General features: G+C 72.2%; 15 protein-coding genes. 4 read left to right on the top strand and 11 right to left on the bottom strand.

Annotated elements, in window-relative coordinates:
• Window positions 1-51: 51 nt before the first annotated feature.
• Together ESG85_RS05445 and ESG85_RS05440 are read right to left on the bottom strand one after the other, a co-directional pair.
• Window positions 52-657 carry a YdbC family protein gene (locus ESG85_RS05445; protein WP_128976872.1) on the bottom strand — a complete coding sequence of 202 codons (606 nt, stop codon included), beginning with the start codon at window positions 655-657 and terminating at the stop codon, window positions 52-54.
• A 32-nt stretch (window positions 658-689) separates the two neighbouring features.
• Entirely contained in the window at window positions 690-1,514 is an 825-nt protein-coding gene (locus tag ESG85_RS05440) for an arylamine N-acetyltransferase family protein (RefSeq protein ID WP_128976871.1), read from the bottom strand.
• 94 nt (window positions 1,515-1,608) lie between these two features.
• Here ESG85_RS05440 and ESG85_RS05435 point away from each other — a divergent pair, with 94 nt between their 5' ends.
• Complete coding sequence (locus ESG85_RS05435; protein ID WP_128976870.1) at window positions 1,609-2,166, top strand: TerD family protein; 558 nt, start codon at window positions 1,609-1,611, stop codon at window positions 2,164-2,166.
• A gap of 192 nt (window positions 2,167-2,358) precedes the next feature.
• Here the strand turns inward: ESG85_RS05435 and ESG85_RS05430 are convergent, their stop codons facing one another.
• Together ESG85_RS05430 and nrdR are read right to left on the bottom strand one after the other, a co-directional pair.
• On the bottom strand, window positions 2,359-5,253 hold the full coding sequence (locus tag ESG85_RS05430; protein WP_128976869.1) for a vitamin B12-dependent ribonucleotide reductase: 2,895 nt from the start codon (window positions 5,251-5,253) through the stop codon (window positions 2,359-2,361).
• A 175-nt stretch (window positions 5,254-5,428) separates the two neighbouring features.
• Window positions 5,429-5,938, bottom strand: coding sequence for a transcriptional regulator NrdR (gene nrdR / locus ESG85_RS05425; protein WP_128976868.1), 510 nt, complete (start codon window positions 5,936-5,938; stop codon window positions 5,429-5,431).
• A 549-nt stretch (window positions 5,939-6,487) separates the two neighbouring features.
• On the opposite strand from nrdR, the gene lexA reads away from it, so the two are divergent.
• Entirely contained in the window at window positions 6,488-7,276 is a 789-nt protein-coding gene (gene lexA, locus ESG85_RS05420) for a transcriptional repressor LexA (RefSeq protein WP_128976867.1), read from the top strand.
• Window positions 7,277-7,370: 94 nt separating this feature from the next.
• Here the strand turns inward: lexA and ESG85_RS05415 are convergent, their stop codons facing one another.
• The 5 genes from ESG85_RS05415 to ESG85_RS05395 all read right to left on the bottom strand — a co-directional run bounded on the left by ESG85_RS05415 (window position 7,371) and on the right by ESG85_RS05395 (window position 16,148).
• Window positions 7,371-9,344, bottom strand: coding sequence for an ATP-dependent DNA helicase (locus ESG85_RS05415; protein WP_128976866.1), 1,974 nt, complete (start codon window positions 9,342-9,344; stop codon window positions 7,371-7,373).
• Window positions 9,345-9,394: 50 nt separating this feature from the next.
• Window positions 9,395-11,215 (bottom strand): IucA/IucC family protein, encoded by a 1,821-nt coding sequence (locus ESG85_RS05410; protein ID WP_181018969.1) that lies wholly within the window; start codon window positions 11,213-11,215, stop codon window positions 9,395-9,397.
• Between the two features lie 61 nt (window positions 11,216-11,276).
• Complete coding sequence (locus tag ESG85_RS05405; protein WP_128976865.1) at window positions 11,277-11,987, bottom strand: GNAT family N-acetyltransferase; 711 nt, start codon at window positions 11,985-11,987, stop codon at window positions 11,277-11,279.
• A gap of 208 nt (window positions 11,988-12,195) precedes the next feature.
• Window positions 12,196-14,124 (bottom strand): IucA/IucC family protein, encoded by a 1,929-nt coding sequence (locus tag ESG85_RS05400; RefSeq protein WP_128976912.1) that lies wholly within the window; start codon window positions 14,122-14,124, stop codon window positions 12,196-12,198.
• 602 nt (window positions 14,125-14,726) lie between these two features.
• On the bottom strand, window positions 14,727-16,148 hold the full coding sequence (locus ESG85_RS05395) for a diaminobutyrate--2-oxoglutarate transaminase family protein (RefSeq protein WP_425471161.1): 1,422 nt from the start codon (window positions 16,146-16,148) through the stop codon (window positions 14,727-14,729).
• A gap of 320 nt (window positions 16,149-16,468) precedes the next feature.
• Between ESG85_RS05395 and ESG85_RS05390 the strand changes: the two genes are divergently transcribed.
• Together ESG85_RS05390 and ESG85_RS05385 are read left to right on the top strand one after the other, a co-directional pair.
• Window positions 16,469-17,644: a trypsin-like serine peptidase gene (locus ESG85_RS05390; protein ID WP_128976863.1), complete on the top strand. Its 1,176-nt coding sequence runs from the start codon at window positions 16,469-16,471 to the stop codon at window positions 17,642-17,644.
• A gap of 225 nt (window positions 17,645-17,869) precedes the next feature.
• Window positions 17,870-19,048 carry a trypsin-like serine peptidase gene (locus tag ESG85_RS05385; protein ID WP_128976862.1) on the top strand — a complete coding sequence of 393 codons (1,179 nt, stop codon included), beginning with the start codon at window positions 17,870-17,872 and terminating at the stop codon, window positions 19,046-19,048.
• 272 nt (window positions 19,049-19,320) lie between these two features.
• Here the strand turns inward: ESG85_RS05385 and hflX are convergent, their stop codons facing one another.
• Together hflX and ESG85_RS05375 are read right to left on the bottom strand one after the other, a co-directional pair.
• A complete protein-coding gene (hflX, locus tag ESG85_RS05380; protein WP_128976861.1) occupies window positions 19,321-20,814 on the bottom strand; it encodes a GTPase HflX in 1,494 nt (497 codons plus the stop codon).
• Window positions 20,815-20,935: 121 nt separating this feature from the next.
• Entirely contained in the window at window positions 20,936-22,465 is a 1,530-nt protein-coding gene (locus ESG85_RS05375) for a M1 family metallopeptidase (RefSeq protein ID WP_128976860.1), read from the bottom strand.
• Between the last annotated feature and the right edge of the window lie 95 nt (window positions 22,466-22,560).

Raw genomic sequence — 22,560 nt, 5'->3', positions numbered from 1 at the left:
CGTCTGCGTCGACCTCACCCTCGGCCGGCCAGACGACCTAGCCTCCGGACCTCACACCGTCCAGGCGGATTCGAGCTGCACCACGTCGCCGGTCATCGCCGCGACGTCGGCCTCGGTCTGCGCCCGCAGACCGAGGCGTTCGATGCGCTCGACGCGGTACTTGCCGTGTTCCGCCGTCGAGTTCCACATCGACAGGACCAGGAACTCGTGCCCGGGCGCCTCGCCGAACAGGCCCCTGAGCATGCCGGGGGACCCGGCCATCGCCGGGTTCCACACCTTCTCCTGCATCAGGGCGAAGTGCTCGACGCGCTCCTCGTGCACCCGGCAGTGCGCGACCCGGGCGACGTCCGCGTCGGCGAACCGAGGCTCGAAGCCGGTCTTCACGTCGAAGCGGTGGTCGAACAGTTTGACCTGGGCGCCCCGGAACGTGCCCACCTGAGCGGCGGCGAGACGATCGTGCGAGCGGGCCATGAACGAGTCGTAGAAAGCCCGGCTCTCCCAGAACGAGAAGACATGGGCGACATCCGGCCGCCGCCGGCTCCACCCTCCGCCCTGTCCCCGGAATCCCGGCTCACCGAGCAGCCCCGCCCACTTCCGCTGCCCCCGTTCGAACCCACGACGGTCCACCACGGTGCAGCGAATCCACTTGACCAGCACCGCGCCATGGTACGGGGCGGAACGACCCGCCGTCAGACCTCGCCGGAGTGGACCCGCAGCAGACCCGCGGCCTCCTCCTCGTCCGGTTCGATCCCGAAGACCTCGGAGAGGGTGGCCACCAACTGCCCTGCATCCACGAGGCGTTCCTGACGCGAGCCGTCGACGTTCACCGAGGTCAGGCCGTCGCGCACCAGCGCCCGGCGCACGGTCGCGCCCGGCAGATGGGCCACCACCTGACCGAGGAAGCGGGACCGGGGATGTCCGGAGCTGTAGTGGTTCATCAGCTCGAAGTCCACGGGGAACAGGGTGTGCGGCGCGAAGGCGTAGAGGTCGGTCCACCCCTCCGGGCGAAGCGCGCGCAGCACGTGGACGCCCTCCGCCTCGACACCGACACCGAACACCCAGCCGTCCTGCTCGACCCGCACGCCGTCGGCCAGCGGCACCGGCTCCAGCGGCCCCTGCCAGCCGAATCCGGCGTCCGCGAGCCACGGCTCGCCGTCGACGGTGACGACGAGCACCGCGTGGGTGATCGGCGTCACGACGTCCGCGTGGCCCCGGCTGCGATTACGGGCGCCGCGTCCCGCGACCTCGAAGCCGATCCGTTCCAGGGCGGCCGCCAGCAGCGAGTTCTGCTCGTAGCAGTAGCCGCCGCGGCGCCGGCCGACCAGTTTGGCCTGCAGGCTCTTCACGTCGAGCGGGATCCGGCGCCCGAGCGCCACGTCCAGGTTCTCGAAGGGGATCGTCTCGACGTTCGCCCGGTGCACGGAGCGCAGGGTGGCGAGATCCGGGGCGAGCTCGCCCGAGTGTCCGATCCTCGCCAGATATGCGTCCAGATCCAGCTCTTCCCCGCCCCACATGCGGCACTCCCCCGTCGACCGATGACATGTTGATCACATGACACCATGAGCAGCTCTCAGGCGTCAGGAACCGTACAGAGAGAGGGGATTCACCGTGAGCGGGCTCAACAAGGGGGTCGGCAAGGTCGAGGTCTCGCTCAAGTGGGACCCCAGTCCGGCCGGTGCTCCCGCACACGACCTCGACCTCGTGGCGGCGGTCTACGCGGCGGACGCCCCGTACGGCCCCCCGGCCTATCTGGTGCACTTCGACAGCCGCTCCCCCGACGGCACGATCACCCTGCACCGCGACAGCCGCACGGGCCAGGGCCTCGGCTACGACGAGTCGATGACGCTGGAGCTCACCAGGCTCGCGCCGCGCTACGCGCGCGTGGTGGTGGGCGTCGCCATCCAGCAGGGGGGTGGGCGGCTCACGTTCGGGCAGGTGGCACGGACCGGCGTGCGGGTGCGCGAGGGCTACACCGACCTGCTCGAGGACGAGCTCGCGTCCGTCGCGGACGCGACGGCGGCGACGGTCGCCGAGTTCGTCCGCGACGGGTTCGGCGAGGGCGACCAATCCGACGGCTCCGAGGAGTGGCTGTTCCGGCCCCAGCTGCGAGGCTTCGACATCGACCCGAGCGCCTTCGGCACCGTCATGGGCGAGCAGCACCCCTGACCGCGCGGGGGACCCGATCGGTCACACGACGAAGGGGACCGGCCTCGATGGCCGGTCCCCTTCGCGCACCAGCGGTCACCCTTCAGCGCGTCGGCACGTCCGTGCGTCGGCGCCTGCGCGTCACCACGTCAGTGCCTCGGCGCGTCGGTGCGTCACCACGTCCGTGCGCCTGCGTGCCAGTGGGTCAGTGCGTCAGCTGCAGCCGCTCGTCGAGCCGCAGCCCTCGCAGATGTAGCAGGAGCCGGCGCGCTGCATCTTCGTGCCGCAGGAGAAGCAGAGCGGGGCGTCGGCGCTGATGCCGAGCTGCATCTCGACGAGCTCCGCGGAGGTGTGGGCCTGCTTCGGGGCCGGGATCTCGGCCTTCGCCGGGGCGGCGACGGCCTTCAGCTCCTGGGTGCGGGGCGCCGACTGGGCCAGGCCCTCGACGTCGACCTCGGCATCGTCGATGGACGCCTCGTACGAACCGGTCTCCAGGTGGCGCTGGCGCTCCTCGGCGGAGTGGATGCCGAGCGCGGAGCGGGTCTCGAAGGGCAGGAAGTCCAGCGCCAGGCGGCGGAAGATGTAGTCGACGATCGACTGCGCCATCCGCACGTCCGGGTCGTCCGTCATGCCGGCCGGCTCGAAGCGCATGTTGGTGAACTTCGAGACGTAGGTCTCCAGCGGCACGCCGTACTGCAGACCGACGGAGACGGCGATGGAGAAGGCGTCCATCATGCCCGCGAGGGTCGAGCCCTGCTTCGACATCTTCAGGAAGACCTCGCCGAGACCGTCGTCCGGGTAGGAGTTGGCGGTCATGTAGCCCTCGGCGCCGCCGACGGTGAAGGAGGTGGTGATCCCCGGGCGGCCCTTCGGGAGGCGCTTGCGGACCGGGCGGTACTCGACGACCTTCTCGACGGCCTCGCGGATCGTCGCCTCGGTCTTCGCGGTCACCTCGGCCTTCTCGTCCTCCTTCTTCTTCGCGGAGAGCGGCTGGCCGACCTTGCAGTTGTCGCGGTAGATCGCGAGCGCCTTGACGCCCAGCTTCCAGGCCTCGAAGTAGATCTCCTCGACCTCCTCGACGGTCGCCGTCTCCGGCATGTTGACCGTCTTGGACAGGGCGCCCGAGATCCAGGGCTGGATGGCGGCCATCATGCGGACGTGGCCCATCGCGGAGATGGAGCGCTCGCCCATGGCGCAGTCGAAGACCTCGTAGTGCTCGGTCTTCAGGCCGGGGGCGTCGATCACGTTGCCGTGCTCGGCGATGTGGGCGACGATCGCCTCGATCTGCTCCTCCTGGTAGCCCAGGCGGCGCAGGGCCTGCGGAACGGTGCCGTTGACGATCTGCATCGAGCCGCCGCCGACGAGCTTCTTGAACTTGACCAGGGCGAGGTCGGGCTCGAGGCCGGTGGTGTCGCAGGACATCGCGAGACCGATGGTGCCGGTCGGGGCGATGACCGAGGCCTGGGAGTTGCGGAAGCCGTTCTTGGCGCCGAGGCGGATCACGTCCTGCCAGGCCTCCGTGGCGGCGGCCCAGATCGGGGTGTCCAGGTCGTCCATGCGGACGGCCTTCTCGTTGGCGTCGGCGTGCTGCTGCATGACGCGCTGGTGCGGCTCGGCGTTGCGGGCGTAGCCGTCGTACGCGCCGACGACCGCGGCGAGCTCGGCGGAGCGCTTGTACGAGGTGCCGGTCATCAGGGAGGTGATGGCACCGGCGAGGGCGCGGCCGCCGTCGGAGTCGTACGCGTGGCCGGTCGCCATCAGCAGGGCGCCGAGGTTGGCGTAGCCGATGCCGAGCTGGCGGAAGGCGCGGGTGTTCTCACCGATCTTCTGGGTGGGGAAGTCGGCGAAGCAGATGGAGATGTCCATCGCGGTGATGACGAGCTCGACGACCTTGGCGAAGCGCTCGACGTCGAAGGACTGGTTGCCCTTGCCGTCGTCCTTGAGGAACTTCATGAGGTTGAGCGAGGCGAGGTTGCAGGACGTGTTGTCCAGGTGCATGTACTCGCTGCACGGGTTCGAGCCGTTGATGCGGCCGGACTCGGGGCAGGTGTGCCAGTGGTTGATCGTGTCGTCGTACTGGATGCCCGGGTCGGCGCAGGCCCACGCGGCCTCGGCCATCTTGCGGAAGAGCGCCTTGGCGTCGACCTCCTCGATGACCTCGCCGGTCATGCGGGCGCGCAGGCCGAACGTGCCGCCCTGCTCGACGGCCTTCATGAACTCGTCGTTCACGCGGACGGAGTTGTTGGCGTTCTGGTACTGGACGGACGTGATGTCGTCGCCGCCCAGGTCCATGTCGAAGCCCGCGTCGCGCAGGGCGCGGATCTTCTCCTCCTCCTTGACCTTGGTCTCGATGAAGTCCTCGATGTCGGGGTGGTCGACGTCGAGGATGACCATCTTGGCGGCGCGGCGGGTGGCGCCACCGGACTTGATCGTTCCGGCGGAGGCGTCGGCGCCGCGCATGAAGGAGACGGGGCCGGAGGCGTTGCCGCCGGAGGACAGCAGCTCCTTGGAGGAGCGGATGCGGGAGAGGTTCAGGCCGGCGCCGGAGCCGCCCTTGAAGATCATGCCCTCTTCCTTGTACCAGTCGAGGATCGACTCCATGGAGTCGTCGACGGACAGGATGAAGCAGGCGGAGACCTGCTGGGGCTGCGGCGTGCCGACGTTGAACCACACCGGGGAGTTGAAGCTGAAGATCTGGTGCAGGAGGGCGTAGGCCAGCTCGTGCTCGAAGATCTCGGCGTCGGCGGGCGAGGCGAAGTAGCCGTAGTCCTCGCCGGCCTTGGTGTAGGTCTTCACGATCCGGTCGATGAGCTGCTTGAGACCGGTCTCGCGCTGCGGGGTGCCGACGGCCCCGCGGAAGTACTTGCTGGTGACGATGTTGACCGCGTTCACCGACCAGAAGTCGGGGAACTCGACGCCGCGCTGCTCGAAGTTGATCGAGCCGTCGCGCCAGTTGGTCATGACGACGTCACGACGCTCCCAGGTCACCTCGTCGTACGGATGCACGCCGGGGGTGGTGTGGATGCGTTCGATTCGCAGGCCCTTGCTCGCCGCCTTGGCTCCCTTGGCGCGGGAACCACGTGCCGGACCGCTCGCCGTCTCTGTCATGCCGCCTCCCATATACGGGCAAAACACCCTGGAGCGCCCGGAAAATTCCAGGGCTCCGTTTTCTGTACCGCTGTCTGTAGTGCTCTTGCCGCGAACGCCTCACGGAACGCTCGGGGCAGGTCTTGTGGGCCGCGTGGCGGCCGGTCGCCGGACCTGCGCGGCCCGGCCCGCCGGCCTATTCGGCGGCGGTGGCGGGGACGGGGACCCCGGGGGTCACCCCGGCGCCACCGCCCTCGGCGGGAGGCCGCTCGCGGAGTTCCGCGATGGCGGCCTCGAAGTCTTCGAGGCTGTCGAAAGCCTTGTAAACGGACGCGAAGCGCAGGTAGGCGACGAGGTCGAGTTCCTGCAGGGGGCCGAGGATGGCCAGACCCACGTCGTGGGTGGTCAGCTCGGCGCTCCCGGTGGCGCGCACCGCCTCCTCGACCCGCTGGCCGAGCTTGGCGAGGGCGTCCTCGGTGACGGGCCGTCCCTGGCACGCCTTGCGCACGCCGGAGATGACCTTGGTACGGCTGAAGGGTTCGGTGACCCCGGACCGCTTGACCACCATGAGCGAACACGTCTCCACCGTCGTGAAACGACGGGAGCAGTCGGGGCACTGGCGGCGGCGGCGGATCGACGTCCCGTCGTCGGTCGTACGACTGTCGACGACGCGGCTGTCGGGGTGCCTGCAGAAGGGGCAGTGCATTGGTTCCGACCCTCCCTCATGGCACGACTGAATAGCCCCGCCCGGCCCTTCGAGGCCCTGCGAAGCGACCACCAGCATAGGCGATCCGAGCGGCTCCGGCCGACCGGGGATCCCTGCTCGACCACTACTTGTGGGTGGCTGATGCCATACAACCACTAGATCTTGGGTTGGCCCGCATTTCCGGCACCACGCGCGTGTCGCCCGTCCAGCGGGCTCGCGGGGCGCCCACGACCGGCCACGAGGGTACGGGAAGGGCGCGGCGCCACGGATCCCGGGGGGGGCCGGTGCGAAACTGGGAGGGCACCCTCGGCGAGCGCCCGGCCGGCCGCGGGGCCCGAGCGGAACCGTCGCTTCCACGCCGGTCGACCGGACGTCGAACGTTACCGTAATGACCGTTTTGAGAAGGGCCCCGGGGTCTGCATATACACCCACCCATGGGCACACGTAAGGCGAACTGCAAATTTTCACTCGAACGTGTGTTTGGCGCAACCTTTCGAAAGCCACTACCGTTGTGCCAGCCAGGGAGACCATTCGAGAGGGGCCGCCGACGTGACCACCACCGCAGACAGTGCCACCATCACTGCCCAGGGCCGCGCCCAGGGCCGACTCGAGCCGGTGCATGCCATGAATGACGCCGCCATGAACGGGGAGGAGCCCGGCCGGCCCGCGCGCTCGCTTCCCGGACGACCTCCGGGCATCCGCGCCGACAGCTCCGGCCTGACCGACCGGCAGCGCCGCGTCATCGAGGTCATCCGCGACTCCGTGCAGCGCCGCGGCTACCCGCCGTCGATGCGCGAGATCGGCCAGGCCGTCGGCCTCTCCAGCACCTCCTCCGTGGCACACCAGCTCATGGCCCTCGAGCGCAAGGGCTTCCTGCGCCGCGACCCGCACCGTCCCCGGGCGTACGAGGTCCGCGGCTCGGACCAGCCCAGCACCCAGCCGACCGACACCACCGGCAAGCCCGCCGCCTCCTACGTCCCCCTGGTCGGCCGGATCGCGGCAGGCGGCCCCATCCTGGCGGAGGAGTCCGTCGAGGACGTCTTCCCGCTGCCCCGGCAGCTCGTCGGTGACGGCGAGCTGTTCGTCCTCAAGGTGGTCGGCGACTCCATGATCGAGGCCGCGATCTGCGACGGCGACTGGGTCACGGTCCGCCGCCAGCCCGTCGCCGAGAACGGCGACATCGTCGCCGCCATGCTCGACGGCGAGGCCACGGTCAAGCGCTTCAAGCGCGAGGACGGTCACGTCTGGCTGCTGCCGCACAACGCGGCGTACCAGCCGATCCCCGGTGACGAGGCCACCATCCTCGGCAAGGTCGTCGCCGTGCTCCGGCGGGTGTGACCCCGCCTCGCCGGCCCTGAACCGGGCCCCGGGACCCACTGCGCCGGTCCCGGGGCCCTGCCGTGCGCCCGGCCCCCCGAACCCACGCCCCCCGCTACGCCTCCGCGGCCTTGGCCGCCGCGTCGATGGCCGCCAGGGACTTCCGCACCTGGTTGCGGTCCGTCGTGTACCAGAAGTCCGGCAGCGAGGCCTTCAGGTAGCTGCCGTACCGCGCCGTCGCCAGCCGCGGATCCAGCACCGCGACCACGCCACGGTCCCCCGTCGCCCGTACGAGACGGCCGGCGCCCTGCGCCATCAGCAGCGCCGCGTGGGTCGCCGCCACCGCCATGAAGCCGTTGCCCCCGGCGTCCTCGACGGCCTTCTGGCGCGCGCTCATCAGCGGGTCGTCCGGGCGCGGGAACGGGATCTTGTCCATGACGACCAGCTGACAACTCGGCCCGGGGACGTCCACGCCCTGCCACAGCGAGAGGGTGCCGAAGAGACAGGTCTTCGGGTCGGCGGCGAAGTTCTTGATCAGCTCGCCGAGGGTGTCCTCGCCCTGGAGGAGGATCGGCAGCTCGGGAATCCTCGTGCGCAGCTCCTCGGCCGCCTGCTGGGCCGCGCGCATCGACGAGAACAGCCCGAGCGTGCGGCCGCCGGCGGCCTGCATCAGCTCCGTCAGCTCGTCGAGCATGTCACCGCGCTCGCCGTCCCGCGCGGGCCGGTTCAGATGCTTGGCGACGTAGAGGATGCCCTGCTTCGGGTAATCGAAGGGCGAGCCGACGTCGATGCCCTTCCAGACCGGCATGTCCTCGCCGTGGCTGCCCTCGGGGGCCAGCCCCAGCGAGGCGCCCACCCCGTTGAAGTCGCCGCCCAGCTTCAGCGTGGCCGAGGTCAGCACCACCGAGCGGTCCGCGAACAGCTTCTCCCGCAGCAGGCCCGAGACGCTGAGCGGCGCGACCCGCAGCGAGGCGCCGAAGCGGTCGTGCCGCTCGTACCAGACGACGTCGTACTCCGAGCCCTGGGTGATCCGCTCCGCGACGCCGTGGACCGTCTCCACCGAGGCGAGGGCCTGCTTGCGGACGGCGTCCTCGTCCTGCACCGAACGGTCGCGCGTGTTGCCGAGGGCCGTGATCACCGCGCGCGAGGCGTCGCGCAGCGCCATCAGCGCGTACCCGAGGTCCTCCGGGATCTCCTCGAGGCGGCCCGGCAGCGCCAGCTCCATCAGCCGTTCGAAGCCCTCGGCCGCGGTCTGCAGCTGGTCGGCGGCCTTCTCGTCGGCCAGCTTCGCCGCGCGGCGCACCGCCCGGTTCACCTGGCCCGGCGTGAGCTCACCGGTGGCCACCCCGGTCACCCGGGAGACCAGCTCATGGGCCTCGTCGACGATCAGCACCTCGTGCTGCGGCAGCACCGGCGCGCCCTCGATCGCGTCGATGGCGAGCAGCGCGTGGTTGGTGACGACGACCTCGGCGAGCTTGGCCCGCTCACGGGCCGCCTCGGCGAAGCACTCCGCCCCGTACGCGCACTTGCTCGCACCCAGGCACTCCCGCGAGGAGACCGAGACCTGGCCCCAGGCCCGGTCGGACACACCCGGCGTGAGGTCGTCGCGGTCGCCCGTCTCCGTCTCGTCCGACCAGTCGCGCAGCCGCAGCAGGTCCTGGCCGAGCTTGCTGGTGGGGGCCGCCGCCTCGAAGGGGTCGAAGAGGCCCTCCTCCTCGTCCTGCGGCACGCCTTCGTGGAGGCGGTGCAGGCACAGGTAGTTCGACCGGCCCTTGAGCATGGCGAACTCGGGGCGGCGGCGCAGCTGCGGGTGCAGTGCGTCGACCGTCCGCGGCAGGTCGCGCTCGACGAGCTGGCGCTGGAGCGCCAGCGTCGCCGTCGCGACGACGACCCTCTCTCCCTGCGCGAGGGCGGGAACGAGATAGCCGAGGGACTTTCCGGTGCCGGTGCCGGCCTGGACGAGGAGGTGAGAACCGTCGTCGATGGCCTCGGTCACGGCCTCGGCCATGGCGACCTGGCCGGGGCGCTCCACACCGCCGACGGCGGTCACGGCGGCGTGGAGGAGATCGGGGAGGGATGGCTTCGTCATAGCCCTCCCACCCTACGGGGCACCACCGACAGCCGGGCCCGTCCCGGCGGTCACGCGAGCGGGTTCGGCACGGTGCCGTGGACGGCGGCGTGCGGCCGCTCGGGTCGGTCGCGGTAGCCGTCGAGATGGAGACGGTTCCGGTTGAGACAGAGCCGCTCGATCCGCGGGACCAGGAGATCGAACAGCTCGAACCGTTCCTTCAGCTCCGGGAAGCGGGCCTGGTGGCGCAGGATCTCGGCGCGCACCAGGGACCAGAACTCGTCCTCCGGGACGCCGAGTTGCTCCTCGCACAGCGGTGCCAGGAAGCGGAAGACTCCCACGAAAAGGCCCGAATGGATGAACTGGGTGAGGAAGTCGGGCTGCTCCGTGAGGAGCACGGCCCGGACGTCGTCCGGCATCGTGTCGTGCTCGGGAAGCGGCACGGCGCTGATGTTCACGTCGTCGACGAAGTCCTTGATCGCCAGCCGGACGGGCACGTCCTGCTCGTCGTAGACGACGATGGCGTTCTCTCCGTGCGGGGAGAAGACGGTGCCGTACCGGTAGAGGAAGTGCAGCAGCGGCGGCAGGAGGGCCGCGAAGAGCCGCTGGAGCCAGGCCCGCGGCGCCAGGCCCGAGCGCTCGACGAGCTCGGCGACGAAGGCCCGGCCCCCGGGGTCGGTGTGCAGCAGCGCGGCCAGGGTGCGGGCGCGCTCCCCCGGCGGCAGCCGCAGCGGCTCGCGCCAGATCGCGCCGAGGAGCTCCTTGTACTGGTACGGGACCTCCGGCAGCCGGTCGTAGAGCGGGTGCTCGACCGTGATGGAGGCGACCTCGCCGAGGAGGATCACTCCGCATTCCTCGCGCAGGAAGGGGTCGGCGTCCCGCAGGCCGTGGACCCAGGAGGTGACGGCGGGAGCGGCGAGCGTGCGCTCGGTGGGCAGTCCGCGCCAGACGAGGGTGTTGAGGACGGACAGCGGCAGCTTCACGGTGTGCCGGTCGGGCCGGGTGGTGTTGAGGAAGGTACGGACGGACTGCTGCGGCAGCCGGAGGTCGCCGTCGGCGGGCAGCGGGACCACGGCCCCGGAGGCGATGGCGGGGGCGAAGAGCGGCAGCAGGACCTCGTCCCACTGCCAGGGGTGGACGGGCAGCAGCAGGTAGCCCTCCGGGTCGAGGCCGCGGGCGCGCAGCACGGCGCGGAAGGCCTCGCGCACCTCGGGGTCGAGCTCCCGCTCGTAGAGCACGTCGGGGGTGTCCAGACCGGGGACGCCCCGGTAGGCGGCCATGCGGCTGCTGACGGCGATCCACGGCAGCCGGGCGGGACGGCGGGCCTCGGGCGACCAGCGGGCCGCGTCTCGGGCGGAGAACCCGATCCGGCCCTTGTTGACGACGAGCCACGGATGACCGGTCTGGTGGCCTTCGAGTTCCGCGTAGCCGAGCTCGGCGAGGCGGGCGGCGGGCAGGGCGGTGTGGTCGAGCCGGGTGTCGGCGGCGAGCGTGGTGCTGAGCTCGCGGATGAGGTGGCCGAGGGTGGCGCCGTCGAGGCCGAGGAGTCGGCGGGCGCGGACGAGGAAGGCGAGGGGGTCGGTCGCGGGCGCGCCGTCGAGGGTGAGCGAGCCCGGGTCGACGCGCCAGCCGCCGTAGGCGCCGCGCCGGGCGGTGAAGGCGAGGGTGCCGCCGTCGTCGAGGGCGAGGGTGTGACGGCCGGGGCCGTCGGCCGGCCGCGGTGTGACGATCTCCTCGTACGCGAACTCGCCGACGGCCTTGGCGAGCAGACGGGCGCCGGCCCTGGCCCAGGCCTCCGGGGTGAGTTCCGGCGGGCCGTACAGGTCCGGCGGGACGGGCGGCTCGGACGGTGTGGGTCGTGCGGAGTCGTGGGGTGCAGGGGACGTCGACACGAGGACTCCTCGGAGTGGGAACCGCTGTGGGTCGAGCGGTGTGCGTGAGGCAGAGGGGTGGTCAGAGGACGTGACGGAGGGCCCGGTCGCGGACCATGAGCGCGGCTCGTTTGTCGGGGAGGTCGACTTCCGCGGAGAGGCGGAAGCCGGCGCCGAGGAAGGCCGCCACGGACGGGGTGTTGCGCAGGTCGGGTTCGGCGAGGACGCGGGTGCAGCGGGGCCGGTGGTCGAGGACGAGGTCGGCGGCGGCCCGGATCAGGGTGGTGCCGACGCCGCGGCCCCGGTCGGCGACGCCGCCGATGAGGAGGTGGATGCCGGTGTCGTGCGGGCGCGCGGGGTAGTGACGGGCGAGCGGGTCGAGGTCGGCGCGGTAGACCTCGAAGTAGCTCATGGGCGTGGAGTCGAGCACGCCGAGGCAGGGCACGCTGCGCCCGTCGCCGTCGAGCTGGGCGCGGAGGTGCTGGGCGGTCACGTCCTCGGGGCCCTGAAGCTCCCAGAACGCCGCCACCGCCGGGTCGTTCATCCAGCGCGTGAGCAGCGGCAGGTCGCGGTCGAGACGGACCGGGACGAGCTGGAAGAGGCCGGCGGAAGTGACGGCCGGCTGCCACCTCGCGAGGTCGTCGAGGAGGTCGCCTTCGGCGCTCCGGCTCTGCTCGTCGGCGGCGAGCAGGGCGACGAGTTCCTCGGGCAGGTGCAGGTCCAGGGTGTCGTCGGGGCTCGGCTCGGCGCCGGGCGGGGTCGTGCTGCCGGGGCGCGCTTCGGTGGGAGGCACGGGGCGCCCTCCTCTCGGCGGTGGATGGTCGGTTGATCGGTGGCGGGTTACCCGGTGGCGGGTTACCCGGTGGTGGGCTTCTCGGTGGTGGGTTTCCCGGTCGTGGGCTTCGGCGGGCTTCCCGGTCGTGAGCTTCCCGGGGGTGGTTTCCGGTGGCGGGTTTCCGGTGGTTTCCGATGGTTTCCGGTGGTGGCTTTCCGATGGTGGCTCAGGGGCGGAGCGGGTTGGTGATGGTGACGTAGACCGACTGGGTGTCGACCGGGCCGACGAGCTCGTCGAGGCCGTGCAGCCGGGTGAGGAGGTTGGCCTTGCAGCGCAGGGTCGCGGCTTCCAGGAGCCGGTGCGGCAGCGGCGAGCCGAGGCCGGTCGCGCCGGTGAGGAAGCGGCGCAGGGCCGCGAGCAGGACGCGTTCGTCGGCCAGGTGCTGGGAGCCGAAGGCTCCGATGAGGCCGAGGACGTTGTTGATGCCGAGGTAGTAGGCGAAGCGCTCGTCGGTGACCTGGTCGGACACGAAGGTGTCGCTGGTGCGGCCGATGCCCGGAAGGCGGCTCTCCAGCTCGTCGCGACGGGACTCGCGGAAGTAGTAGCCCTGGTTGTCGCGGTAGCGGCCGCCGGCGGGCCAGCCTTCGGCGTCGAGGAGGACGAGGGTGTTCTGCTGGTGGGCCTCCAGGGCGACGCCGGCGTGGCCGTCGAGCCACAGCACCGGGCGGACCACGAGGTCGAGGTAGCGCAGGAACCACTCGGTGGCGACGGCCGTGGTGGGGCGGCCGGTGCGCGCGGCGAGGCGCAGGACGAGTTCGGCCAGGCGCGAGCGCATCCGTACGGAGCCGGGCCAGGGCCGCGGGGTGGTGAGCGCGGCCAGGCAGACGGCGTCGTCGCCGGCGGTGAAGGGGTTGTGCCGGATCATCACGTCGAGTCCGGGCACCGGCTCGCCGTCGGGGGTGTCGACGGCCAGCCAGGCCGGGTCGCGGACGATGTCGAAGCCCGGGTGGGCGGCCTGCCACTGGTCGACGAGGCCGGTGCGCAGCAGGCGGTGCACCTCGACGCCGCGGTGGAGTTCCTTGCGCAGGTTCTCCCGGCGGGAGTTGGTGATCCGGACGCCGAGGGAGAGCTTGAGCATGGCCCGGGCGCCGGGGCGGTGCACGGTGCGCACGGAGGAGGTGGGGTGCCAGGGGCCGCCGTGGGTGCCGAGGTCGTGGAGGAGGCCGGCGTCGAGGAGGGCGGCGACGGCGGGGCGGTGCCGGAGCTCCCGGGCCTGCCAGGGGTGGAGCGGCAGGGCGGCGGTGCCGGCGGGGAGTTCGAGGTCGTCGGCGAGGCCGGCGGTGAGCTGGGCCGCGGCGACCGGGCGGCCGTGTTCGGTCCAGGCGGAGTCGGTGGCGAGGACGGTGTGGTCGACGGCCATCCAGTGAAGCGGGAAGGAGCCGTGCAGTTCGGGCGAGTAGAGGCGGGCCTCGGCCTCGGAGAGCCCTTCGCGGCTCTTGGGCGTGGGGTGGAGCGGGTGGCCGAGGAGCAGGGACTGCTCAGCGCTGAGGAAGAGGTCGGCTTCGGGGGCGGGACGCGGGTCACGACGGCGCTCGGCGATGAACTCGGCGGTGCGGCGGGCCGAGTCGGCGACCCGGCCGACGAGTTCGGTGGCTTCGGAGCTGCCGGTCTCGCGGCTGAGCAGGGCGGCGAGGGTGACGGCGTCGACGGCGGGGGCCGTGGCGGCGAGGCCTTCGAGGACGGGGGTTCCGAATCGGTGCCAGCCGGTGGGCGACCAGTGGCGGACGGGGACGAGGAGGGCGGTGCCGCTGGCATCGAGCGGGATGCGCAGGGTGGGGGCGCCGTTCGCGGTGCCGCCCGGCGCGGCCGGCCGGGGTGCGGGGAGGTTCTTCTCCCGTACCCAGCAGCGCAGGAGGTTCTCGACGGCGGCGCTGTCGGCGGCGCGCGCGGGATCGGGGTGGTCGAGCGGGTCGGGGTGGTCGAGCGGTTCGGGGGTCCTCGCGGTGGCCGGGGCGGCCGGGGCGGAAGGGGCAGTCGGGACGGAAGGGGCGGCCGGGGCGGAAGGGGCGGCCGGGGCGGAAGGGGCGGTCGCGGCGGCGGGGCCTGAGGCCGGGGTGACCGGCGCGGCCGCGCCGGAGGGGCCGGCGTGGGGCAGGGTGTGGAGGCCGGTCCGGTGCCCGGCGTGGGAACCGGCGCGGTGTCCGGGGTACTGGCGGGGCACCGTCGGCTCCGCGACCGGCAGTTCGTCGGCGGCACCGCTCGCCGCGGCGGACGACTGGGCGTCGGCGATGGTGAGGGAGCCGGCCGTGGTGGGGGCGCTCGTAGCGGGGTCGGCGTCGGCCGGCGTCTCGGTGGCCGGCAGACCGTCGAGGGTGGCGGTCGCCGTGAGGGAGGCGGCGGTGGCCGAGGCCGCGACGGTCGCCATGGCGGCTCCCGCCGGCACGGCCGTGTCATGGGCCATGGCGGCTCCCGCCGGCTCGCCCATGACATGGGCCATGGCGGCTCCCGCCGGCTCGCCCGTGACGAGGGCCATGGCGGCTCCCGCCGGCTCGTCCAGAACATGGGCCGTGGCCGGTCCTGACGGCTCGGCCGTGACGGTCGCCGTGGCCGTGCCCGTCGTCCCGGCCGCGGCGGACGCCGGGGCGCGGGCGGGGTCTGGAGCGGAGCCGGGGCCCATGGCGGGAGCGGGGGTGGTGGGGGTGGGGTTCACGGAGGCTTCCTTGGGAGGGGGAAGGGGCCCGGGTGGGGCGGGCCGGTTCAGCGGGACGGCTCGGTCGGGCGGGGGCGGTGGACCCGTTCGGCCGCGGTCAGGGCGTCGGCGAAGCGGTCGAGGACGGCGGCCGCCTGCTCGTCGGTGAGGGTCAGCGGGGGAAGCAGCCGGACGACGGCGTTGTACCGGCCGCCCAGTTCGACGATGAGGCCGCGGTCGAGGCACTGGCGCTGGACCTCGCCCGCGAGCTCGGGGTCGGGCGGCGGGGCGAGGTCGTCCGGGCCGGTGCTCCCGGCGTCCGGGTCGACGAGTTCGACGCCGAGCATCAGCCCGCGCCCGCGGACGTCGCCGATGCGGGAGTGCGTGGCGGCGAGACCCTGGAGCTGTCCGAGCATGCGGGCGCCGAGGGTGCCGGCGCGCTCGGCCAGTCCGTTCTCCCTTACGTACGCCAGGGTGGCGGCGCCGGCGGCCATGGCGAGCTGGTTGCCGCGGAAGGTGCCGGCGTGGGCGCCGGGCTCCCAGGCGTCGAGCTCGGAGCGGTAGACGACGACGGCGAGCGGGAGGGAGCCGCCGATGGCCTTGGACAGCACCATCACGTCGGGGACGATCCCGCTGTGGTCGACCGCCCAGAAGGCGCCGGTGCGGCCGACGCCGGTCTGGATCTCGTCGGCGATCAGCGGGATGGAGCGGGCCGCGGTGAGTTCTCGCATGCGGCGCAGCCAGCTGTCCGGGGCGGGGATGACGCCGCCCTCGCCCTGGACGGGTTCGAGGATCATCCCGGCGGGGGCGGGGATGCCGCTCTTGGGGTCGTCGAGCACGGTCTCGGTCCAGCGGGCCGCCAGTTCGGCACCGCGCTCGCCGCCGACGCCGAAGGGGCAGCGGTAGCTCCGCGGGTAGGGCAGGCGGGCCACGCGGACGTCCTCGGCGCCGCCGGAGACGTCGAGGGCGCCGGCCGTCATGCCGTGGTAGGCGCCGCTGAAGGCGAGGACGCCCCGTCGGCCGGTGGCGGCGCGGACGAGTTTGAGCGCCGCTTCGACCGCGTCGGTGCCGGCGGGTCCGCAGAACTGGATGCGGGCGTTCGCGGCGAGTTCGGCGGGAAGCGTGGCGAACAGCTCGGTGACGAAGGCGTCCTTGACCGGGGTGGCGAGGTCGAGGACGTGCAGCGGGGCACCCGAGTCGAGGACCCTGCGGACGGCCTCCAGGACGACCGGGTGGTTGTGCCCGAGGGCGAGGGTGCCCGCGCCGGAGAGGCAGTCGAGGTAGCGGCGGCCGTCGGCGCCCTCGATCGTCAGGCCCCTGGCCCGTACGGGGACGATCGGCAGGGAACGCGCATAGGTACGCGCGGCCGATTCGCGCTGCGCCTGGCGGCGCAGGATGCCTTCGTGGGCGCCCCCCTCGCCGGTCGTGCGGGCGTCCTCACGGATCCGCGCGCCCGGTGGTACGGCCGGAGCTGGTTCGGTCACGGCCACGGCTCGTCGTCCTCCCGCTGTAACGGTTGCGTTGCACATCGGTACGTTGCAGGGCCGCACGCAACGGCGCCCGGGAAGCCGCCGACGTGTCCCCCGCACGTACCAACGACGGGGTCTGCCGGGGATCACGGGCGGGAGGCAAGTTCCTTGGCGTGTCCCGGATCACGGCATGGCAACGGCCGGTCGGGGTCCGGAACCGCGGACCTGCGTCGTACCGTCCCCTCCGGCACCGGCATAGTGGGGGCTTCATGTGACGTGGGTGTCCACGTCGCCGCTGTTCACTGATGCACAAGTTGACGTAGTCCCAGGGGGATCACGAGATGCGATCGATTCGTCCGCTGCTGGCCGCAGCGTCCGCCGTCGCGGCGCTGACGCTGACGGCGACTGCCTGCGGTCCGACCGAGGACAACGCGGGGGGTGACAAGCCCAGCGCCGCGACGCCTTCCGCCGACGGCAAGATCACGATTCCGGACGACCTGAAGGACCGTCTGAAGGAGCACGGGATCGACGTCGACAAGTGGCGTGGCGGGGAGTGGAAGAACTGGGACCGGGACAAGTGGCTGCGTGAGGCGAAGGACTTCGTCAACCCGATCATCGAGGACCTCTGGGACCCGGACCGGATGCGGGACGCCGAGCGCCCCGACAAGCCGGTCGAGGAGGAGGACATCTCGGGTGACGAGGGCGTGACCGACCCGACGCCGGCCAAGGTGCGGGCGAAGGCCGTGCAGCCGCCGTACCACTCCAGCTCACCCGCCTCCGGCAAGGTCTTCTTCGACGGTCCCGAGGGCTCGATGGTCTGCTCGGCGACGGTCGTGCAGGACCCGGCGCACCCGGGCAAGTCCAACATGGTCTGGACGGCCGGACACTGTGTGCACGCCGGCAAGAAGGGCGGCTGGTACCGCAACATCGCCTTCGTGCCGTCGTACAACGACAAGGGCCGGCCGACGTCCGCGCTGGAGAACGCGACCCGCGAGGAGATCGCTCCGTACGGCGTGTGGTGGAGCGACTGGGCGCAGACCTCGGACCAGTGGATCGACCAGGGCGGTCAGACGGGCGGCAAGGGCGCCCCGTACGACTTCGCGGTGCTGCACGTGACGCCGGAGAAGGGCTCCACGGGCAAGTCCCTGGAGGAGACGGTGGGTTCGGCGCTCCCGGTCGAGTTCAACGCCCCTGCGGTGCCGAAGATCGCGAGCATGACGGCGACCGGCTACCCGGCGGGCAAGCCGTTCGACGGCCAGAAGATGTACCAGTGCACGGACAAGCCGGGCCGGCTGTCGGTGAAGGCCGACCAGCCGACGATGTACCGGATCGGCTGCACGATGACCGGTGGTTCCTCGGGCGGCGGCTGGGTGGCCACCGGCCAGGACGGCAAGCCGGCGCTCGTGTCGAACACCTCGATCGGCCCGGTCACGGCGGGCTGGCTGGCCGGTCCCCGGCTCGGCCCCGAGGCGAAGTCCCTCTACGAGGGCGTGAGCAAGAAGTACGCGAACCAGTAGGACCCGACGTACCCGTTAGAGAACGCGAAACGGCGGTTCGCGAAGCAGAAGTACGCGAATCGCCGTTTCGGCGCGACGGTGGGGGCGGACCCAGGCTGTCCCGCCCCGACCGGCCGTGCATACTGCGCACTTGCAAGTGACGCGTCCATGGCAAGGCCATCGGTGGCGGCCACCGCAGGCCGCCCGTCCGCAGGACGTGCGAACACCCCAGGGGGACACCACTTCATGCGTTCCATACGACTCCTGCCCGCCGTGTCCGGCGTGGCGGCGGCGCTCGCGCTCGCGCTGACCGCCACCGCCTGCGGCCCCACGGAGGACCAGTCGGCGGACAAGCCCGCCGGCAGCACCGCCACCGCGAGCCCCGCCGAGGGCGGCTCCGGCACCGACGTCTCCGACCTGTCGAAGGGCTTCGCCGACAAGCTGAAGAAGCACGGCGTCGACGTCGACAAGTGGAAGAACGGCGAGTGGAAGAACTGGGACCAGTCCACCTGGCTGCGTGAGGCCGAGGACTTCGTCAACCCGGTGATCGACGACCTCTGGGACTCCGAGCGGATGCAGACCGCGAAGAGCCCCGACCAGACCATCGAGACGCAGGCGACCAGCGGGGGCAGCGACCCCACGCCGCGGCCGGTGACCGCGCAGCGCGAGAAGACCCCGTACCACCGCCACGCGGCTCCGGTCGGCAAGATCTTCTTCGACGCGCCCGAGGGCCACATGGCCTGCTCCGGCACGATCGTGAAGGACCCGCGCCACCCCGGGAAGTCCAACCTGGTGTGGACCGCCGGACACTGCGTGCACGCGGGCAAGCGCGGTGGCTGGTACCGCAACATCATGTTCGCGCCGGCCTTCAACGACAAGGGCAAGACGCCCGGCGCCCTGCGCAACTCCCAGGCGCACGAGGTCTACCCCTACGGCCAGTACTGGGCCGACTGGGCCGTGACCTCCGGCGAGTGGATCCGGTCCGGCGGCACCAACCAGGCCTGGCCGTACGACTACGCCGTGCTGCACGTGAAGCCGCAGAAGGGCCGCAAGTCCCTGGAGGAGACGGTGGGCGTGGCCCTGCCGATCGACTTCTCCGCCCCGCAGCCGGCCCAGGCCGGCACCATCGGCGCCTGGGGCTACCCCGGAGCCGCGCCGTACAACGGCGTGATCATGCACAAGTGCCTGGACCGCGCCACGCGCATGTCCACGGCCCCGGCGACCCCGGTCATGTACCGGATCGGCTGCACGATGACCGCCGGCTCGTCGGGCGGTGGCTGGTTCCGCGTACTGCCGAACGGCAAGACGGCGCTGGTCTCGAACACCTCGATCGGCCCGGCGGGCAGCAACGGCTGGCTGGCCGGACCGCAGCTGGGCAGGGGCGCGAAGGCGGCCCACGAGATGATCAGCAAGAAGTTCGGCTGATCCGGACGTAGGGACGGCCAGGCCGTTTCCTCCGGATCCGGTCGCGGACCGGCCGCGGTACGGAAACGGCCGGGGCACGGAACAAGCGGCCGAGGTACGGAGCAAGCCGCCGAGGTACGGAAACGGCCGGGGTCCGGGTCCAACGGCCGAGGCACGGAAACGGCCGAGGGCGCCGGCCGTCTCCCGAGAGGGAGGCGGCCGGCGCCCTCGTGCGTGTCGGAGCGTCGTCCGGAGCCGACGGTCTCAGTGCGCGTCGCCCGGAGCCGACGGTCTCAGTGCGCGGCCGGAACGAACGGCGCGAGCAGCGCCGCCAGTTCCTCGTGCACCCGCGCCTTGAGCAGCGTGCCCTCCGGGGTGTGCTCCTCGGAGATCACCTCGCCCTCGGCGTGCACCCGCGAGACGAGCCCGCCCTGCGTGTACGGCACGAGGACCTCGAGCTCGACCTTCGGCCGCGGCAGCGCGGCGTCGATCAGGCCCAGCAGCTCCTCGATGCCCGCGCCCGAGCGGGCGGAGACGGCGATGGAGCGCTGCTCGACCCGCAGCAGTCGCTGGAGCACCAGCGGGTCCGCCGCGTCCGCCTTGTTGATCACCACGATCTCCGGCACGTCGACCGCGCCGACCTCGCGGATCACCTCACGCACGGCGGCCAGCTGCTCCTCCGGGGCCGGGTGCGAGCCGTCGACCACGTGCAGGATGAGATCGGAATCGCCGACCTCCTCCATCGTGGAGCGGAACGCCTCGACCAGGTGGTGGGGCAGATGCCGGACGAAGCCGACCGTGTCGGCCAGGGTGTAGATCCGGCCGGTGGGCGTCTCGGCCCGCCGGACGGTCGGGTCGAGGGTGGCGAACAGCGCGTTCTCCACCAGCACGCCCGCGCCGGTGAGGCGGTTGAGCAGGGACGACTTGCCGGCGTTGGTGTATCCGGCGATGGCGACCGACGGCACCTTGTTGCGACGCCGCTCCTGCCGCTTGACGTCGCGGCCGGTCTTCATCTCCGCGATCTCCCGGCGCATCTTCGCCATCTTCTCGCGGATCCGTCGCCGGTCCGTCTCGATCTTGGTCTCACCGGGACCACGGGTGGCCATGCCGCCACCGCCGCCGCCACCCATCTGACGGGACAGGGACTGACCCCAGCCGCGCAGTCGCGGCAGCATGTACTGCATCTGCGCGAGCGCGACCTGCGCCTTGCCCTCTCGGGACTTGGCGTGCTGGGCGAAGATGTCGAGGATGAGGGCGGTCCGGTCGACCACCTTCACCTTGACGACGTCCTCGAGGGCGATCAGCTGGCCGGGGCTGAGCTCACCGTCGCAGACGACGGTGTCGGCACCGGTCTCGAGGACGATGTCCCGGAGCTCCTGCGCCTTGCCCGAACCGATGAAGGTCGCCGGGTCCGGCTTGTCGCGGCGCTGGATCACGCCGTCGAGCACGAGGGCACCCGCCGTCTCGGCGAGGGCCGCGAGCTCCGCGAGGGAGTTCTCCGCGTCCTGCACCGTCCCCGAGGTCCACACACCGACCAGCACGACGCGCTCGAGGCGCAGCTGGCGGTACTCGACCTCGGTGACGTCCTCGAGCTCGGTGGAGAGGCCCGCGACACGGCGCAGAGCCGCTCGCTCGGAGCGGTCGAACTGGTCGCCGTCCCGCTCTCCGTCGATCTCGTGGCTCCAGGCGACGTCCTCTTCCATCAGGGCATCGGCCCGAAGGCTCTCGGTGCGGCTGGTCTCCGCGAAACTCGACTTGTCCTGGGAAGGGGATGAAGAGGAGGTCATTGGATCCTTACGTCGAAGAGACATCCGTTACGGCAGTCACAACGCGTGACGCCCGGGAAGAATTCCCGCCGCCCGGCCGCGCCGCCGACCCGACGATGGTGTCACGGCCCCGGCGGGCCCGTCACCCCGGTTTTCCCGCCTTCGGCGCCCGGGAGCGCCAGTCGGGGTGCCCGGGCATGGGCGGTGTCTTCTCCGCGTACAGCCAGTCGGCGAAGAAGCGGGTGAGGTCCCGCCCGGAGACCTCGGCGGCCAGGGCCGTGAAGTCGGCGGTCGTGGCGGTGCCGTCGCGGTGGTCGGCCACCCAGCGGCGCTCCAGCCGGTCGAAGGCCTCGGTGCCGATCTCGTACCGCAGCGCGTAGAGCGCCAGGGCGCTGCCGTCGTAGACCACGGGCCGGAAGAGGCTGATCTTCTCGCCGGGCTCCGGGGGCTTCGGGGCGGCCGGCGGGCCGCCGTCCCTGCGCCACTGGTCGGAGGCGGTGTACGCGGCCTTCATGCGGCGCTCCAGGGTGGGCCCGCCGCGCTCCTCGGCGTACATCGCCTCGTACCACGTGGCGTGTCCCTCGTTGAGCCACAGGTCGGACCAGGTGCGCGGCGCGACGCTGTCGCCGAACCACTGGTGGGCGAGCTCGTGGACCATGATCGAGTCGACGTACCACTCCGGGTAGCCGGGCTCGGTGAACAGGCCGCGCTCGAAGAGCGAGAGGGTCTGGGTCTCCAGCTCGAAGCCGGTGTCGGCGTCGGCGACCAGGACACCGTAGTTCTCGAAGGGGTACGGGCCGACCCGGCTCTCCATCCACTCCAGGTGCCCGGGCGTGCGCCGCAGCCAGGGTTCGAGCAGTTCCCGGTCGGCGGCGGGCACCACGTCGCGTACGGGCAGGGCGTGCGGGCCCTCGCGGTGGACGACGGCCGACTCGCCGATGGACACCTGGGCGAGCTCGGTGGCCATGGGGTGGGCCGTGCGGTAGGTCCAGGTGGTGGTGCCGTCCGCTCGGCGCCGCCGGTCCTCGCGGAGGCCGTTGGCGACGGCGGTGAAGCGGTCGGGCGCCGTGATCCGGAAGGTGAAGAAGGCCTTGTCGGAGGGATGGTCGTTGGAGGGGAAGACCCGGTGGGCGGCGTCGGCCTGGTTGGCCATGGCGAGGCCGTCGCCGGTGCGGACCCAGCCGCCGGAGTCCGCGGGACCCGTCGGGTCGCTGGTGTGGGTGACGGCGATCTCGACCGCCTCGCCGCGCCCGACCGGGCGGTCGGGGGTGATCACGAGGTCCTCGCCGCTGCTCGCCCAGTCGGCCGGTGCGCCGTCGACGGTGACGGCGGAGACGGTGCCGTGCGTGAAGTCGAGGTTGATCCGCGGCAGGTCGTCGGTGGCGAGCGCCTGGATCCGGGTGACGCCGGCGAGCGGCTCGGTGTTGCGGCCCGTGTAGGTGAGGCCGATGTCGTACGTCAGGACGTCGTAGCCGGGATTGCCGAGATGCGGGAAGAGCCGGTCGCCGATGCCGAGCGGAGCGGGGGCGGGCAGGGCGGCGGCGACGAGCCCGGCGGAGAGGGCGACGAGGACGGCGGAACGCAGCGCACGCGCGCGTGGGGAGGGCCGGCGGGAGGCGCGTCCACGCGCGCGTGGAGAGGGGCCGGCGGAGAGGCGGGTGGGGAGCGGCATGGGCTACCGCTACCAGGGCCCGGGCCGCTCCCCCGGGCGGCGCGCGCGCCCGCCACCCGAAGGGGTCAGGCCGCGGGGTACGCGCGCGGGGCGCG

Origin of the sequence: Streptomyces roseicoloratus (assembly GCF_004117935.1) — a bacterium.
GTDB lineage: Bacteria > Actinomycetota > Actinomycetes > Streptomycetales > Streptomycetaceae > Streptomyces > Streptomyces roseicoloratus.
Note: the sequence above shows the minus strand (reverse complement) of the source record. Positions and strands in the feature narration are given on the sequence as shown.

Coding starts and splice junctions, on each gene's coding strand:
- ESG85_RS05385 (WP_128976862.1), top strand. CDS start 17,870: ATGCGTTCCATACGACTCCTGCCCGCCGTGTCCGGCGTGGCGGCGGCG.
- ESG85_RS05430 (WP_128976869.1), bottom strand. CDS start 5,253: ATGACAGAGACGGCGAGCGGTCCGGCACGTGGTTCCCGCGCCAAGGGA.
- ESG85_RS05440 (WP_128976871.1), bottom strand. CDS start 1,514: ATGTGGGGCGGGGAAGAGCTGGATCTGGACGCATATCTGGCGAGGATC.
- ESG85_RS05415 (WP_128976866.1), bottom strand. CDS start 9,344: ATGACGAAGCCATCCCTCCCCGATCTCCTCCACGCCGCCGTGACCGCC.
- nrdR (WP_128976868.1), bottom strand. CDS start 5,938: ATGCACTGCCCCTTCTGCAGGCACCCCGACAGCCGCGTCGTCGACAGT.
- ESG85_RS05375 (WP_128976860.1), bottom strand. CDS start 22,465: ATGCCGCTCCCCACCCGCCTCTCCGCCGGCCCCTCTCCACGCGCGCGT.
- ESG85_RS05390 (WP_128976863.1), top strand. CDS start 16,469: ATGCGATCGATTCGTCCGCTGCTGGCCGCAGCGTCCGCCGTCGCGGCG.
- hflX (WP_128976861.1), bottom strand. CDS start 20,814: ATGACCTCCTCTTCATCCCCTTCCCAGGACAAGTCGAGTTTCGCGGAG.